This window comes from Brevibacillus choshinensis, assembly GCF_016811915.1.
Classification (GTDB): Bacteria; Bacillota; Bacilli; order Brevibacillales; family Brevibacillaceae; genus Brevibacillus; species Brevibacillus choshinensis_A.
Genome location: NZ_CP069127.1, coordinates 487,991 through 502,690 on the forward strand (window position 1 = coordinate 487,991; position 14,700 = coordinate 502,690).

Genomic DNA, 14,700 nt, shown 5'->3' on the forward strand with positions numbered 1-14,700 from the left:
CGGCACGGATCGGGCCTCCTTTTGTGTGCGATTTCCAAAACAGAATTGTATTCGAACCTGTCAACCACTATTCTTATGGTAAGAAACGAGTGACAGACTGTTTTGGAAAAGACGCCAGGAGGTGCTTCCGATGAATCCAGCTGTTAACGAATGGCCAAAAGGTGTCCTTCACTTGGCCGGTAGCGAACAAAAATTTTCGCTCATGAGGTACGCCCCTTCGGCGGAGACGGAATACTTTGTCCAGCATTACTGGATTGTTCGCTGGGATCTCCGGGGACGGGAGCCTTATCACCAGACGGTCATTGCTCATCCGAACGTCAATGTAGTCTTTGAAAAGAACTGCACGCGTATTTACGGAGTAGGAAAGTCAACCACGGTACGAGTGGTGCAGGATCATGGATGGGTGATTGGCATCAAGTTCAAACCCGGCGGCTTTTATCCGTTCCTTGGCGATCCGGTGTCCCGTTTGACCGACAGTTCCGTACCACTGGAAGAGGTCTTCGGCATGGAGAGCAGGGGACGGGAGCGATTCATTCTATCCGCGCCTGATGATCAGAGCATGGTGAGTCGGGTAGAAGCGTTTTTGGTTGAGCGTCTGCCGGAAAAAGATCCGAACGTCTCACTCGTTCACGAGATGGTCTTGTCCTTTCGTGATGACCGGAGCGTGGTCAGGGTGGAGGATGCTGTTCGTTTAACTGGAATGAACAAAAGAGCCATGCAGCGATTGTTTGACCGTTACGTGGGGGTTAGTCCGAAATCGGTGATTAAGCGATATCGACTTCATGAAGCGGCGATGCGCATTGATCAGGGAGAAGTGGCTGACTGGCTGGATCTCTCTACTGAACTGGGGTATTACGATCACTCACACTTCATCCGCGATTTCAAATCGATCGTCGGAATGTCGCCTGAAGAGTATAGAAAAAAGGTAGAAAAAGTGGCTGCGCCGGGGCAATAGCCCCCAATGGGTACAAGTCTCATATGCACTGCCAATGGATCGGAACCCTGTAATTCCGATCTGAATATGAAAAAAAGCAGGGCTTTCCTCTGGAGAACGTTCCAAGGGAAGGCCTTGCTTTCTTTATACAGATAAGAATTTATAAGATTCTTATCCAGTATAAGTGCAACTAAGGCTCCGCCAAAAGCTTGGCGGAGCCAAGTTTTCTAATGAGGGGGATTTTTATTAGCCGATATAGCGAGGACGCTTGAAACCTGCCTCCTTCGTCGCAATGACGATGATGCCTTCCTCCGGGTCCAATACGGAGGGGCCGTTATGATAGATCACACCTTGGAGAGGAGGAATTTGTCCATAGACTTTTCTCGCGCGCTGGGCCAGAAGCGAGCGCCATACCTGGCGGGAGACATGTCTGGAGACGGGTCTGACGAGGCCGGCTACGGTCATGTGGGCATGCGGCTTTCGGTCGGTCATGGCAAGGTTCCCCTTTCTAAAATGGTTTCAAAGTAATAGAAGAGATCCTCATTGATACGAATGAGCTCATCGGCGATATCAGGCAGCTCGAGTGTGATGTCCTTGGCTAGCAGATGAATGGTAAAGACGAAAATTTTAGCGACGGTGAAGCTGAGAATCAGCTCTTTTTCGAGTCCGTACTTTTTCCCCGTGTAAGAGATCACTTTTTGATTGCTCAAGAACGAGTCTACAACATAACTGCGATCTTGGGGGTTACTCCCATTGTATTCCAAAAGATACGTTTTTGCATGATCTTTTATTGCGCCGGAGCAGCCAATTTGCACCAGGGATTTTCCATCCTCTGTCAATTGAAAGAGCGTGGTTCCCTTTACGCGAAAGTCAGCCAAGGGGCAAAACTCGTTGTGGAGAGCCCCCAAAATGGAGTGAATCCGCGGAAGCATCCGCTCACTTGACTCGATGGCCGACAGCATAAAGCGCGCGTGAGATTCCAATGTCCGTATGTACCGCTGCAGCTCTTCTTCGGGTACGCCGTGCTGGATCGGCCCATGCTTGTGGAGCAGTCGCCTGATGAGATGGCAAGCCGAACCGATTTTCGCAGGGAGCATATTCGGATTCGTCGTATGGTCATAGGTGACGGGAGTAATGCCGAGCAGATCGGTAGGCAGGTGCATGCCAGGCACATGGCGGGGAGTCATGAAAAACACGCGTTCAATCCCCAGCTTGCCGGTAAACAATCCGAATTCGAACAGCACGTTGTCCCGCACCGTTTTCACTTCCTGATTTCGGTAATGTGTCAGGTCATCCGGTGTAAAGGCAAAGATGGCGAAGTCGACCTGCTTGGTCATTCCGATGAGGTCGTGCAGCGTGACGCTTCCAGGTTCAAATATTCCCTGTGGCCAAACGATACAATCAGCATCGTGTTCCAGTGCGTTTTGAATTTCATAGGCGATGGGGAGCCCCTCTACGGAGGAACCGATGAAAATCTCAGGCTTTTGCCGTTGTCCCATGCTGCCACTCCCTTCCCGGCAACCAGTACTTTCCAATTTCTATAATGTAAGTGTAGAGGAAGGTGCGGCGTTTGCATAGTTTTTTTGGTCAGGGGAATACTTTTTATGTTAATCACCGAAATTTATTTCCCTTTACATAATTTGATGTTCGGATAAAACATAATTAAAGTTAGTTAAATTCTCTTTAATATGACTAAAAATGCTGTATATTGTTCCTGAAGCTTTCAAACGAATCAGACAGGCGAGCCGTACACACCGATCTGCCTGGTTCCTTTCAATAACCATCTAGTAAAACGCTTTCGCCCATTGTTGGGCAGCCTCAATAGAGGTTTTCTTCTGGTTTTACCGACAATAGAGGGGGTCAAAAAACTATGAAAAAAAGTGTATTCGCAGCGATGAGCTCGATTCTTGTGCTGAGTGCGGCACTGGCTGGTTGTGGCGGCGGAGATAATGCAGCTAGCGGGCAAAGCGGACAAGCTGCTAACGAAGAAAATAAAGGACCAAAAGTACTGCGCATGAACCTGCACAGTGAACCGCCTACAGCAGACCCAGCGCTGGCTGAGGATTCTACTTCCGGTGCCCTGCTGCGTGCGACTTTCGATGGTCTTACTCGCATTGGTGAAGATGGCAAGCCACACGAATCCGTTGCTGAAAAAATCGACGTTTCCGAAGACGGCATGACGTACACCTTCCATCTGCGTGATTCCAAATGGAGCAATGGCGACGCTGTAACCGCAAAAGATTTTGAATTTGCCTGGAAGCGAGCGCTCGATCCGAAAACGGCTTCCAACTACGCTTACCAGCTCTACTACCTGAAAAATGCTGAGGAATACAACCTGGGCAAAGCGAAAGTGGAAGACGTCGGCGTAAAAGCGCTGGACGACAAAACGCTGGAAGTGAAGCTGAAAAACCCAACTCCTTTCTTCCTGGAGCTGACAGCATTCTACACCTACTTCCCTGTAAACCAAAAAGTGGTGGAAGCGGATGCGAAATGGGCGGGAGAAGCGAAAACCCACGTGGGTAACGGACCGTTCAAATTGGAATCCTGGGAGCACAAAAGCAAAGTGGTTCTCGTGAAAAACGATAACTACTGGGATAAAGACGCTGTAAAACTGGACAAGATCGACTTCTCCATGGTTGAGGATGAAAACACCGAGCTGTCCATGTTCGACAACGGCGATCTGGATTGGGCAGGTGCACCTCTGAGCGCGCTTCCTACCGATGCGATCCCAGCTCTGAAAGATTCCGGCAAAATGGAAACTCGCCCGATCGCGGGTACGTACATGTATAAATTCAATACGGAAAAAGCGCCTTTCAACAACGCTAAAATCCGTAAAGCTTTTGCTTATGCAATCAACCGTCAAACCATCATTGACAACGTAACCCAAGCGAACCAACAGGCTGCTATGGGTCTGGTGCCGCCAACCATGGCTGTATCGTCCAACCCGTACTTCAAGGACAATGATGTAGAGACAGCGAAAAAATTGCTCGAAGAAGGTATGAAAGAAGAAGGCATCACCAAGCTGCCTACTCTGACTCTTTCCTACAACACTTCCGAAGGCCACAAGAAAATTGCAGAAGCGATCCAAGACCAATGGAAAAAAGCATTTGGTGTGGATGTGAAGCTGGAAAACAAAGAGTGGAAAGTATTCTTGGACGACATGCACCAAGGAAACTTCCAAATCGCACGTTCCAGCTGGACTGGCGACTTCAACGATCCAATCAACTTCCTGGAGCTGTTCAAGTTTAAAAAAGGCGGCAACAACGACACCAACTGGGAAAATCCAAAGTACCAAGAGCTGTTGAACAAATCCGCTCTGGAAAAAGATCCAGAGAAGCGCAAAGCGATCCTGGCAGAAGCAGAAGCATTGTTCATGGACGAAATGCCAGCAGCGCCAATCTACTTCTATACTCATTCCTACGTGAAGAACGAAAAAGTAAAAGGTGTTGTTCTCGACGGTCTGGGCTTCGTAGACTGGAAATGGGCAGACATTCAATAAGAAAAGGCGCATAGCGCGCTATCCGGAGAAGGGCAGAGGCCCTTCTCTTTTTTTTTTGTACAGATAAGAATGCCCTTTGGGTGCAAAAGCTTGGCGAAGCCAAGTTTTCTAATTTTCATTGAAAGGATTTGGAAATATAAGTAAAATGGAAAGGATTGGAAAAAGGAGAGGAGACTATATCGTGAAGCGACTCTTGAGTGCGACAATGAACGGGCTGCTCTGTGCCAGTGTGCTGGCAGCAGCTGCCGGTGCAGCTATGGCGGCGGATGCCAAGCCAGAGCAGAAAGCGGAGCAATCTGTAAGAAAGGAAATGTATCTGAACCTGTATTCCGAACCTCCCACACTGGACCCGGGACTTGGTGAGGAAAACCTTTCTTTCGCGGTGATCCGTGCGACCTTTGACGGGTTGACCCGCATCGGTGCAGATGGCCAGATTCACCCGTCGGCAGCCGAGAAGATAGACATTTCGAACGACCTGAGGACGTATACCTTTCACCTGCGTGAGGCCAAATGGAGCAATGGTGATCGGGTGACCGCCCGCGATTTTGAATACGCCTGGAAACGGGTGCTCGATCCCCGTACTGGAGCTAATTATGCCTATCAGCTGTATGCCATCAAAAATGGGAAAAAAGTGAACCGGGGCGAGGCGAAAGTAGACGATCTCGGAATCAAGGCGCTGGATGACAAAACCCTGCAGGTGACGCTGGAAGCACCGACTCCCTATTTCTCGTTGCTGACTTCCTTCCCAAGCTACTATCCGGTGAACCAGAAAGTGGCCGAATCGAATGGGAAGTGGGCAGATGAAGCGGCAACACACGTCGGGAACGGACCCTTTAAACTGGAGAGCTGGGATCACAAAGAGAAGCTGGTATTGGCAAAAAACCCGACTTATTGGGACAAGGATGCCGTGAAGCTGGACAAGCTCCATTTTACCATGGTGGAGGATGAATACACCGAGTTCGCCATGTTCGAAAATGGCGAATTGGATTGGGCAGGTTCACCCACAAGCTCGCTCCCGTATGATGAACTTCTCACGCTGAGAGAGGACGGCAAGCTGAAAACGCAAGGCATCGCGGGCACGTACTGGTACAAGTTCAACACCGAGCAAGCTCCATTCAACAACGCAAAAATCCGCAAAGCATTCGCCTACGCCATCGATCGTGCAAGCTTGATTCACGATGTCCTGCAAACAAACCAGATTCCAGCTACTGCAGCGGTCCCGCCGAGCATGACGCTCAAGGAAGGCGGCTACTTTACCGATCATGATGTCACAACCGCGAAGAAACTGCTGGCAGAAGGGATGAAGGAATCAGGAATCACCAAGCTGCCGCCGATCACGCTGAGCTTCAATACTTCCGAAGCGCATAAAAAAATCGCCGATGAGATCCAAAGCCAATGGAAGGAAAATCTCGGAGTAGATGTGCAGCTGGTAAACAAAGAGTGGAAGGTATATATGGAAGATTTGCATGAAGGCAACTACCAGATCGGACGTATGGGTTGGCTGGGTGACTTCAATGATCCGATCAATTTCCTGGAGCTGTACAAGGAAAAAGACGGGAACAACAACGACACCAATTGGGAAAATCCGAAGTACAAAGCACTTCTGGACCAGTCAGCAACCGAAAAAGATCCTGCTAAACGTCTGGCCATTTTGACAGAAGCCGAACAAATTCTCATGGACGAGATGCCGATCATGCCGATTTACTTCTATACAAATTCCTGGGTGCAGGACGAAACGCTGCAAGGGGTAGTCATAGATGGCCTCGGCTATGTCGACTTCAAATGGGCAAGCTTCACAAATTAAGAGAAGGAGAAGGGCGCTGAAGCCCTTCTTTTTTGTTTGTCACTAAGATAAAGAATGGTGAATGAATAAAAAATCATAAAATTACAAATAGTATATCTTTAATCAAATAAAGTCTACCTGGTAAGGACAGGAATGGATTTTGCGACTGTTCAATTTTCTGGTGGATGAAAAAAACGGCGCTAAATCAACGTTTTGCAGCCGAAGTTAGAGCGAGGAATCTTTTTCCGTATTATTTTATCGATAAATTAATTTTTATATTTGGTTAACTATCTTTATAAATAAATAAAAATTTATTAAATCAATCTAAAACATGTTTAAAAATAATATAAAAGGATGTATATTGATAAAAGATTTAGAAAAGGGGGATAAATGGCATGAAAAAGAATGTTTTCGTAGCAATGAGTTCCATCCTCGTACTTGGTGCAGCACTCGCAGGTTGCGGCGGCGGTAAAGAAGCGGCAAAACCAGCAGACAACGCAAGCCAAGGAAGCGCTCCTGCCGCAGAAGCTCCTGCAGCTGGACCTAAAGTATTGAAATTGAACCTGCACTCCGAGCCACCAACAGCTGACCCTGGCATCGCTGAAGACTCCACTTCCGGTACCATCGTTCGCGCGACCTTCGAAGGTCTGACTCGTACAGGTGCAGACAGCAAAGTACATGAAGCTGCAGCGGAAAGCTACACTGTTTCCGAAGACGGCAAAACATATACATTCAAGCTGCGTGATGCAAAATGGAGCAATGGCGACCCTGTAACAGCGAAAGACTTTGAATTCGCATGGAAACGCGCTCTGGATCCAAAAACAGCTTCCAACTACGCTTACCAGCTCTACTACATCAAGAACGGTGAGAAATTCAACAAAGGCGAAGCGAAGAAAGAAGATGTTGGCGTAAAAGCGGTCGACGACAAGACTCTCGAAGTGACGCTGGAAAACCCAACACCATTCTTCACCGAGCTGACTGCATTCTATACTTACTACCCAGTTAACCAAAAAGTCGTTGAAGGCAACGAAAAATGGGCTGGCGATGCAGCGACTCACGTGGGTAACGGTCCTTTCAAACTGGAAGGCTGGGAGCATAAGAACAAGCTGACCCTGGCAAAGAACGACAACTACTGGGATAAAGACAATGTAAAATTGGACAAAATCGAGTTCTCCATGGTAGAGGATGAGAACACCGAGCTGTCCATGTTTGACAACGGTGAAATCGATTGGGCTGGTGCACCACTGAGCTCCCTCCCAACTGACGCGATCCCAGCACTGAAAGATTCCGGTAAGATGAAAAGCCAGCCAATCGCGGGTACTTACTGGTACAAGTTCAACACCGAAAAAGCACCATTCAACAACGTGAAAATCCGTAAGGCGTTCGCATACTCCATCGATCGTCAATCTCTGATCGACAACGTACTGCAAACAGGCCAGCTGCCAGCAACAGGTGCGGTTCCACCGTCCATGGCTCTGAACAAAGACGGCTACTTCAAGGACAAAGACCTGGAAACAGCGAAAAAGCTGTTGGAAGAGGGTATGAAAGAAGAAGGCATCACCAAACTGCCTACTATCACTCTGTCCTACAACACTTCCGAAGGTCACAAAAAGATTGCAGAAGCGATCCAAGACCAATGGAAAAAACAACTCGGCGTAGACGTGAAAATCGAAAACAAAGAGTGGAAAGTTTACCTGGAAGACCTGCACCAAGGAAACTACCAAATCGGACGCATGGGCTGGTTGGGTGACTTCAACGATCCAATCAACTTCCTGGAGCTGTACAAAGACAAAAAAGGTGGAAACAACGACACCAACTGGGAAAATCCAAAATACAAAGAGCTGCTGAACCAATCCGCTCTGGAAAAAGATCCAGAGAAGCGTAAAGCAATCTTGGCACAAGCTGAGCAAATCCTGATGGATGAAATGCCAATCATGCCAATCTACTTCTACACCAACTCTTGGGTACAAAACGATAAAGTTTCCGGCGTAGTGTTGGATGGCCTCGGTGCTGTTGACTACAAAAACGCTGACATCGCGCAATAAGACAATCTTTCGCGATGAACAAAAGAGGGACGCCTTGCGCGTCTCTCTTCTTTTTTTCCCGTTTCATGGACAAATGACCAATCCATTCAGCTACTCCCTACATAGAGTGAAAAGGAACAAACTGTCTTTCGGGGGGATTTGCTATGGACATCGGGAAATTGCTCAGCATTGTAAAGTCAATTCCCAAGGATAAGCTCAAGACGGATGCAGGCATCAGGGAAGTGATTCGCGATCTAGGCAAAAAGACTGGAAAGAACTTTACGGAACAAGAGCTAAACAGCTATGTGGCCCAATTCCGCAGCATGATGCGGACGGAAAATGTAGGCAGCCTGATCAATAAGCTTTCCAAGAAGGGCTTTGACGCAAAAGATCTCAACAACCTTAAAAAGCGCTTTAAATAGTCGCCATGCACAATCAGAAGGGAGGTGGGACTATCGCCGTCAAGACGAAAAAAAGGCACAGGCCGGCCGGTTCCCAGAACCTGCTCGAGACCATGAACAAGCTGGCTCGTGACCACACATTTACCAACGAGCAAATGATGCGTGAGATGATTCATGTACGCCAGGAGCTTCAAGATATGAAAAATGCACTGGGCAAAATGAACACAAAGTCTGGAACCACGCAAAAGCGCGGCAGCCTTTTGTTTGGAGCTCGCCGCCCGCCGGCACCTAAAGAGGTGGAGAAGCCGAAACCGGCATTTGCATTGGAAGATTTGCTGCCGCTGTTGCCCCATCTGAGCAGTGCATTTCCTCAATTGAAGAACCCGAAAGTAGCAGAATCCATCAAAGTCCTCTCCAATCCCGCCGTGGTGTCGATGATTCAGCAGTTTTTGGCGAACGGTGGATTGAATATGCTGACCGGCAAGCAGGTAGAGCAGGTGAGCAAAAGAGAGCGGCGGGGCTTATTCCGGTAACGGAGAGAGGCGTTTATTTAAAAACGCCTCTTTTTTTTAGAAGCGAAAACTGTCAGTAGATGCATAAAGTTGTCAGACTATTACATCTATACAAACAATTTGCATTCGCACATAATGATATGTGAATGAAAAAATTCTTTTTACTAGGAGGACAAGCATGCTAAAAAAATCGGTAATTCCCTTCTGTTTACTGGCAAGTTTGACGTTCGGAATGACTGCTTACGCAGAACCTCATCCATCAGACAGTGCTTTTGACAACAAGATTGTAAAAAGAATTAAAGTCGAAAACATTTATCAAACCGTCAAGGATCTTTCGAAAGAACCGAGAGTGGCTGGAACCTCGTCTGAACGCAACGCAGTCAAATATATTGAAAAAAAGTTTCAATCGTATGGGTATGAGACAGAGCGACAACCTTTTGAGTTCTACAGCTATACGGGACCCACTGATATTGAGTTTTCCGTCATTGGTTTTGAAGACGCAGAATGGGAACTTGGCAATTTTACATACGGGGTGAATGGCAATGTAACCGGCGAGCTGGTGGATGCCGGATTAGGCCGGGTGAGGGACGTGGCCGATCTGGATCTGTCCGGAAAGGTGGCACTGATCAAGCGAGGCGAGATTCCGTTTGCGGAAAAAGTGAAAAACGCGGCGGATAAAGGGGCTGAGGCAGTCATTATTTTCAACAATACCTCCGGGGTGATCAACGGTACGCTCGGGGAACCGGATGATAGCTATGTGCCTGTCCTCGCACTCACGCGGAGTCAAGGAGAAATGCTGCTGGAAAAGCTGGATGATGGGGAAGCCCTCACTGCAACCGTTACGGTAGAGGGGGCTGAAACGAAGGAAAGCACTTCTTACAACGTGATTGCCACCAAAAAACCGGATCGAAACAAGGATAACGGGCAAATCGTGATTGTCGGAGCCCATCACGATTCGGTAGAAGGTGCACCAGGTGCGAATGACGATGCCTCTGGTACCGCAACCACGCTGGAGCTGGCGCGAGTCATGGCAAATATGCCGACGGATACGGAAATCCGCTTCATCACATTCGGCGCGGAAGAGAATGGGCTGCTCGGCTCGTACGCTTATGTGGAGTCTCTGTCCGAAAAAGAAGTGGAAAAAACAGTGGGCATGTTCCAGATGGACATGGTCGGAAGCCGCGATGCAGGCAAGCTGATCATGTACACCGTAGATGGCGAGAAAAATGTAGTCACCGACCTGGGAGCGGCTGCTGGATCAAGGTTGTCCGAGACGGTCAACTACGGTCTGGAGGGACGAAGCGACCACGTGCCTTTTGCGGAAGTGGGAATTCCGGCAGCCCTGTTTATCCACGCTCCTGTCGAGCCTTGGTACCATTCGCCTGAAGACACGATCGACAAGATCAGCAAGGACAAGCTGCAGGAGGTCGCCGAAATCGTCGGGGCTGCTGTCTATCAGATTGCGCGTCCGGACACACCTGCACTGGAAAATGCACATGTCGCTCCAGGGCCTGTGGATTATGAATTTGAAGAAAGAGAACTGGAATAGGGATAGCCCTATCACAAAAAAAGGTGCCGTCAAAGGCACCTTTTTTGCGTGGTGGCAAGATGATTAGTAGAATGCAAGTTTTTTGGTTCCAAAAGACTATAAACTTTACAGATCAAAAAGCGTCTAATAGAATGGTGAACGTTGCACGATTGCTGAAGCCAACGAAAAAAAACAGACATCACGGAGGAGGTCAGGATGAAAAGAAGATTGTACCCTCTGCTGCTATCACTGCTGGTCCTGCTGTTTATCCCCGGTTGGGCGGCGGCAAGCAGTGCTGAGGAGGAGAAAGTCAACCTCATGATCGGTGGACAAGCTGTTTCTCCTGAGGTGCCGCCTGTGATCAAAAACGGTCGGACCCTTGTTCCAGTCCGTGTCATCGCTGAAGGTCTTGGCGCGGATGTAGCTTGGAACGAAGCAGCTCGAACAGCTACCATTACGAGGGGGAACCAGCAGCTCTCCCTAACCCTGGACTCCACTGGGGCAAAAGTCAACGGCAAGCAAGTGAAGCTGGACGCGGCACCTGTCATATCCAAGCAGAGAATGCTCTTGCCATTGCGCTTTGTCGGAGAGTCATTGGGTGTTACCGTTGGGTGGGACAATAGCTCCCGTACGGTCATTGCCAACGAAACGCCAGAAGTCGAACTCAACGGCCGCAAACCAGCCGGGGCAATCGGTCTGTACCAGGTGGACGACACCATGTATGTGACGGCACAAGCGGTGGCAGATCAACTGGGTCTGAAGGGATTTCAATGGAGTCGTCCTGAACGTGGGAAGACGATTGACGACAAGCTCGCTCTTCCGGTGAGCCAATTGGAATCCGAACTAGGTGGTTCCTTTACCTGGAACCAGAAAAAGAATGTGTTGGAAATCGAACGTCGCAACCGCTTGACCGATGTTTCCCAAGAAGGGGATCTGGTACGAATCGATACTTCGATGTCCGTGCGGGCAGAATCCTTTACATTGGAAGGTCCCAATCGAATCGTGTTGGATTTGCCGCAAACGGCTCTGGATGATGATCTCTTGGAGCTCAGTCGACGGAGCAACGACGGAGTAGTGAGTGTTGGGGAAACCGAGGAACATGACCCGGATGCCTCCCTCGACGAAGATCAGGATGAAGATTCACAGCTGGATGAGACTGCTGAACCGTCCGACTCTTCTGAAGAGCAGGATGCCCAAGCGAGTGAGCCCGAGGCGAAACCGCTCATTGCTTCTCTGCGCTACAGCCAGTACAGTGCGTCCCCTGACACGGTGAGGGTCGTCATTGAGCTGAACCAAAAGAGTCAGTATAATGTAGCGTATACGGATGACGGCATCGAAGTGAAGGTCACACCGAAGCCGCAGAAGACCGGATTTTTGATCGTGGTGGATGCCGGACACGGCGGAAAAGACCCAGGCACACTTGGCGCTGCGGGCAATCACGAGAAGGATTACAATCTGGCGGTAGCGAACAAGGTCGTCGCGCTGCTGGGGCAGTATAAAGAGTTCCAGGTGGTTCCGGTGCGCACGACAGACGTGTTCTACGAGCTGTCGGAGCGGGTCGCGATCGCCAATGAGCGGAATGCGGATTTGTTCCTCTCGATTCACGCCAATGCTTTCCCTAAGGCAACGGCTGGCGGTACGGAGACTTTCTACTATAATGCCAACAGCAAAACGTTTGCCCAAATCGTACACAAACACCTGCAAGGTGCAACGCAGTTTACGGATCGAGGATACAAACAGTCAGGCTACTACGTCATCAAGAACACGAAGATGCCAGCTGTTTTGACCGAAACAGGATTCCTCTCCAATCCTTCTGAAAATGCCAAGCTGACCAATCCGGCATTCCAGGACAAGATCGCCCAGGCACTCGTTGCAGCCATTCGCGAATACTATCAGTCTTACCAGTAAGGGAGGCTTTCGATGAAACGTCGTCAAATGATTGGGATGGCTGTTTTGGCCACACTGCTCGTAGCCGGTTGCGGACAAAAGGCGGCACCAGCGCCAACACCGACTGCTCCAGCCGAACAGACCACAGGCTCGAATCAACCACCTGCGACTACCGAGCCGAAGCTGACCAAGCAAACCATTTCTGTCTATTACTCAGATAACAATTTGATGGAATTGCAAAAGGAAGAGCAGGAAATTTCTTTTGCCGAAGACATCGAGAAATATAAAAAGACGCTCGAATTGTTGGAGAAACCGAAAAAAGCGGACGAGCATGTACCGCTATGGACGGATTTCCACTATCATTCCGTCACATTCGATAAGGGAACGGTGACGATCGACGCGGACAGCAAGAACCAGTACAACATGGGGTCGAGCGGTGAAGCGATGGCATTGGATGCCTTGAAACAATCGCTGTTTCAATTCCCGGAAGTAGAACGCATCGTCATTCTAGAGGATGGGAAAAAGGTAGAATCGCTGATGGGCCACATGGAAGTGTCGGAGCCATTGACGAGAGACAAGCAGTAAAACAAAGAAGCGGCATAGCCTGTTGATTCAGGGGACTGACCCCCGTCCGTAGGACAGGGATCAAAACACCTTAGCCATTTAAGCAGCCAGTTGCCGAAATTGAATCGGTGACTGGTTGTTTAGTTTCGTTTGAATGCGAATTGAGTTATAGTAATGAATGTAGTTTTGGACAATCTGTACAACGATGGCCGTCGTCGTACAGATAAAATTATCGAGATAGAACGTTTCAGACTTTAGTGTGGAATGAAACGACTCGATGGGGGCATTATCAGCGGGCGTACCCTTACGGGACATGCTCATGGTAATGCCTTTTCCCTTTACTGCTGCTTGATACGCCTGAGACGTATACACGCTGCCCTGATCGCTATGAAGCATCATTCCAGGTTGGTCTGGCAGTTGATATAGCGTATCGAGGACTAACGATGTGTCTTGCTTGTCAGAAATACTGTATGCCACAATCTCACCGTTGTACAAGTCCATGATGCTCGATAAATATAAAAGTTTACTTCCGTAAGGTAAATAAGTAATGTCGGTCACTAATTTCTGCATTGGGGCACTTGCTTGAAATTGTCTCAGCAGGAGATGATCTGCTACATAAGAAGGTTGACCTGTTGTCTTGCGCTTCTTCACCTTCACTCGGCATTGTAGTTGTTCACGCTGCATGATACGTTGTACTCGTTTATGATTAATAGACATCTCAGCTCGCATCAGAGCTGTAATCTTTCTATACCCATAACGGAACTTATGTTGAATACATAATTGCCGAATCTTTCCCACAACGAGATCCTCGTTTCTTTTCCCGTATGCAGCTTTCCAACGGTAGTAGGTAGAACGAGGGATACCAAGCCACGCGCAAGCTTGGCTCACACTTACTTGCCCACGAATGGACTCCATCCAAGGAACGATTACTTCTGGTGACACCTCCTTTCCCACTCCTCTAACTTTTTTAGAACGTCCAGTTGTTGTTTTAGAAAACGATTCTCTGCTTTGACCTGTTCCAGTTCAGAATCGTACATCGGCCCTCTTCCAAAACTGTATTGCTTTCCTACAGGTTGCTGAAGACGATGAACGTCTCCACTACGATACCAGCGCATCCACTGTTGAATTTGGGTCTTATTTTTTATATTTAGTTCTTGCATGATCTGCTTTTTGGTGACGCCTGCAAGACGCATTTCAATTGCTTTCATTTTAATTTCTACGGGATAACTAACTCTTGTTGCCAACGCAAAAACACCTCCAAGGTTGTCCCCATATCTTACGACATGGTTGTTTTCTCTTGAAGGTGTTTTGATTTGTCTCACATTACGGGGTCAGTCCCCAGGTTGTGCCGCTTCTTTCTTTTATGTCCGTTCCCGTTCGCTGACAAAGAACTTGATCGCGTAAATGCCAGCCAGTCCTACGAGCGTATACACGATCCTGCTCATGAGAGTGCCCGCCCCTCCGAAGAGAGTGGCAATCAGATCAAATTGAAGAAGTCCGATGAATCCCCAGTTGAGGGCGCCGATAATGACGAGCAGCAAGGCGAGTTTTTCCACGAATGTCACCTC

General features: G+C 48.6%; 13 protein-coding genes. 9 read left to right on the forward strand and 4 right to left on the reverse strand.

Annotated elements, in window-relative coordinates; all coding sequences use genetic code 11:
- Nucleotides 1–130 precede the first annotated feature (130 nt).
- Nucleotides 131–955, forward strand: coding sequence for a helix-turn-helix transcriptional regulator (locus JNE38_RS02670; protein ID WP_203355142.1), 825 nt, complete (start codon nucleotides 131–133; stop codon nucleotides 953–955).
- Between the two features lie 225 nt (nucleotides 956–1,180).
- Here the strand turns inward: JNE38_RS02670 and JNE38_RS02675 are convergent, their stop codons facing one another.
- Nucleotides 1,181–1,426: a hypothetical protein gene (locus JNE38_RS02675; RefSeq protein ID WP_203355143.1), complete on the reverse strand. Its 246-nt coding sequence runs from the start codon at nucleotides 1,424–1,426 to the stop codon at nucleotides 1,181–1,183.
- Complete coding sequence (locus JNE38_RS02680; RefSeq protein WP_203355144.1) at nucleotides 1,423–2,433, reverse strand: nucleotide-binding protein; 1,011 nt, start codon at nucleotides 2,431–2,433, stop codon at nucleotides 1,423–1,425. The genes JNE38_RS02675 and JNE38_RS02680 overlap by 4 nt, the downstream gene beginning before the upstream one ends.
- A 371-nt stretch (nucleotides 2,434–2,804) precedes the next feature.
- On the opposite strand from JNE38_RS02680, the gene JNE38_RS02685 reads away from it, so the two are divergent.
- The 8 genes from JNE38_RS02685 to JNE38_RS02720 all read left to right on the forward strand — a co-directional run bounded on the left by JNE38_RS02685 (nucleotide 2,805) and on the right by JNE38_RS02720 (nucleotide 13,153).
- On the forward strand, nucleotides 2,805–4,433 hold the full coding sequence (locus JNE38_RS02685) for a peptide ABC transporter substrate-binding protein (RefSeq protein ID WP_203355145.1): 1,629 nt from the start codon (nucleotides 2,805–2,807) through the stop codon (nucleotides 4,431–4,433).
- A gap of 178 nt (nucleotides 4,434–4,611) precedes the next feature.
- A complete protein-coding gene (locus JNE38_RS02690; RefSeq protein WP_428993712.1) occupies nucleotides 4,612–6,237 on the forward strand; it encodes a peptide ABC transporter substrate-binding protein in 1,626 nt (541 codons plus the stop codon).
- Between the two features lie 374 nt (nucleotides 6,238–6,611).
- Nucleotides 6,612–8,261: a peptide ABC transporter substrate-binding protein gene (locus JNE38_RS02695; RefSeq protein ID WP_203355146.1), complete on the forward strand. Its 1,650-nt coding sequence runs from the start codon at nucleotides 6,612–6,614 to the stop codon at nucleotides 8,259–8,261.
- A 143-nt stretch (nucleotides 8,262–8,404) separates the two neighbouring features.
- Nucleotides 8,405–8,662 (forward strand): hypothetical protein, encoded by a 258-nt coding sequence (locus tag JNE38_RS02700; protein WP_203355147.1) that lies wholly within the window; start codon nucleotides 8,405–8,407, stop codon nucleotides 8,660–8,662.
- A 5-nt stretch (nucleotides 8,663–8,667) separates the two neighbouring features.
- On the forward strand, nucleotides 8,668–9,174 hold the full coding sequence (locus tag JNE38_RS02705) for a hypothetical protein (protein WP_238933537.1): 507 nt from the start codon (nucleotides 8,668–8,670) through the stop codon (nucleotides 9,172–9,174).
- A 157-nt stretch (nucleotides 9,175–9,331) separates the two neighbouring features.
- Complete coding sequence (locus tag JNE38_RS02710) at nucleotides 9,332–10,702, forward strand: M28 family peptidase (RefSeq protein ID WP_203355148.1); 1,371 nt, start codon at nucleotides 9,332–9,334, stop codon at nucleotides 10,700–10,702.
- A gap of 195 nt (nucleotides 10,703–10,897) precedes the next feature.
- The gene (locus tag JNE38_RS02715) at nucleotides 10,898–12,589 is read left to right on the forward strand and encodes an N-acetylmuramoyl-L-alanine amidase family protein (protein WP_203355149.1); all 1,692 of its coding nucleotides are present in this window, start codon (nucleotides 10,898–10,900) and stop codon (nucleotides 12,587–12,589) included.
- A gap of 12 nt (nucleotides 12,590–12,601) precedes the next feature.
- Nucleotides 12,602–13,153 (forward strand): GerMN domain-containing protein, encoded by a 552-nt coding sequence (locus JNE38_RS02720; RefSeq protein WP_203355150.1) that lies wholly within the window; start codon nucleotides 12,602–12,604, stop codon nucleotides 13,151–13,153.
- 78 nt (nucleotides 13,154–13,231) lie between these two features.
- Here the strand turns inward: JNE38_RS02720 and JNE38_RS02725 are convergent.
- Both JNE38_RS02725 and JNE38_RS02730 read right to left on the reverse strand, forming a co-directional pair.
- A protein-coding gene (locus JNE38_RS02725) for an IS3 family transposase (protein WP_203353188.1) occupies nucleotides 13,232–14,376 on the reverse strand; the annotation gives its coding sequence in 2 pieces (ribosomal slippage) (nucleotides 13,232–14,103 and nucleotides 14,103–14,376; 1,146 coding nt in all).
- Between the two features lie 117 nt (nucleotides 14,377–14,493).
- Nucleotides 14,494–14,688, reverse strand: a complete 195-nt coding sequence (locus tag JNE38_RS02730) for a DUF378 domain-containing protein (RefSeq protein WP_203355151.1) — start codon at nucleotides 14,686–14,688, stop codon at nucleotides 14,494–14,496.
- Nucleotides 14,689–14,700 lie beyond the last annotated feature (12 nt).

Bases quoted from the DNA above. Each gene is read 5' to 3' on its own strand.
- JNE38_RS02710 (WP_203355148.1), top strand. From the start codon at position 9,332: ATGCTAAAAAAATCGGTAATTCCCTTCTGTTTACTGGCAAGTTTGACG.
- JNE38_RS02720 (WP_203355150.1), top strand. From the start codon at position 12,602: ATGAAACGTCGTCAAATGATTGGGATGGCTGTTTTGGCCACACTGCTC.
- JNE38_RS02675 (WP_203355143.1), bottom strand. From the start codon at position 1,426: ATGACCGACCGAAAGCCGCATGCCCACATGACCGTAGCCGGCCTCGTC.
- JNE38_RS02685 (WP_203355145.1), top strand. From the start codon at position 2,805: ATGAAAAAAAGTGTATTCGCAGCGATGAGCTCGATTCTTGTGCTGAGT.
- JNE38_RS02700 (WP_203355147.1), top strand. From the start codon at position 8,405: ATGGACATCGGGAAATTGCTCAGCATTGTAAAGTCAATTCCCAAGGAT.
- JNE38_RS02705 (WP_238933537.1), top strand. From the start codon at position 8,668: ATGCACAATCAGAAGGGAGGTGGGACTATCGCCGTCAAGACGAAAAAA.
- JNE38_RS02715 (WP_203355149.1), top strand. From the start codon at position 10,898: ATGAAAAGAAGATTGTACCCTCTGCTGCTATCACTGCTGGTCCTGCTG.
- JNE38_RS02695 (WP_203355146.1), top strand. From the start codon at position 6,612: ATGAAAAAGAATGTTTTCGTAGCAATGAGTTCCATCCTCGTACTTGGT.
- JNE38_RS02680 (WP_203355144.1), bottom strand. From the start codon at position 2,433: ATGGGACAACGGCAAAAGCCTGAGATTTTCATCGGTTCCTCCGTAGAG.
- JNE38_RS02670 (WP_203355142.1), top strand. From the start codon at position 131: ATGAATCCAGCTGTTAACGAATGGCCAAAAGGTGTCCTTCACTTGGCC.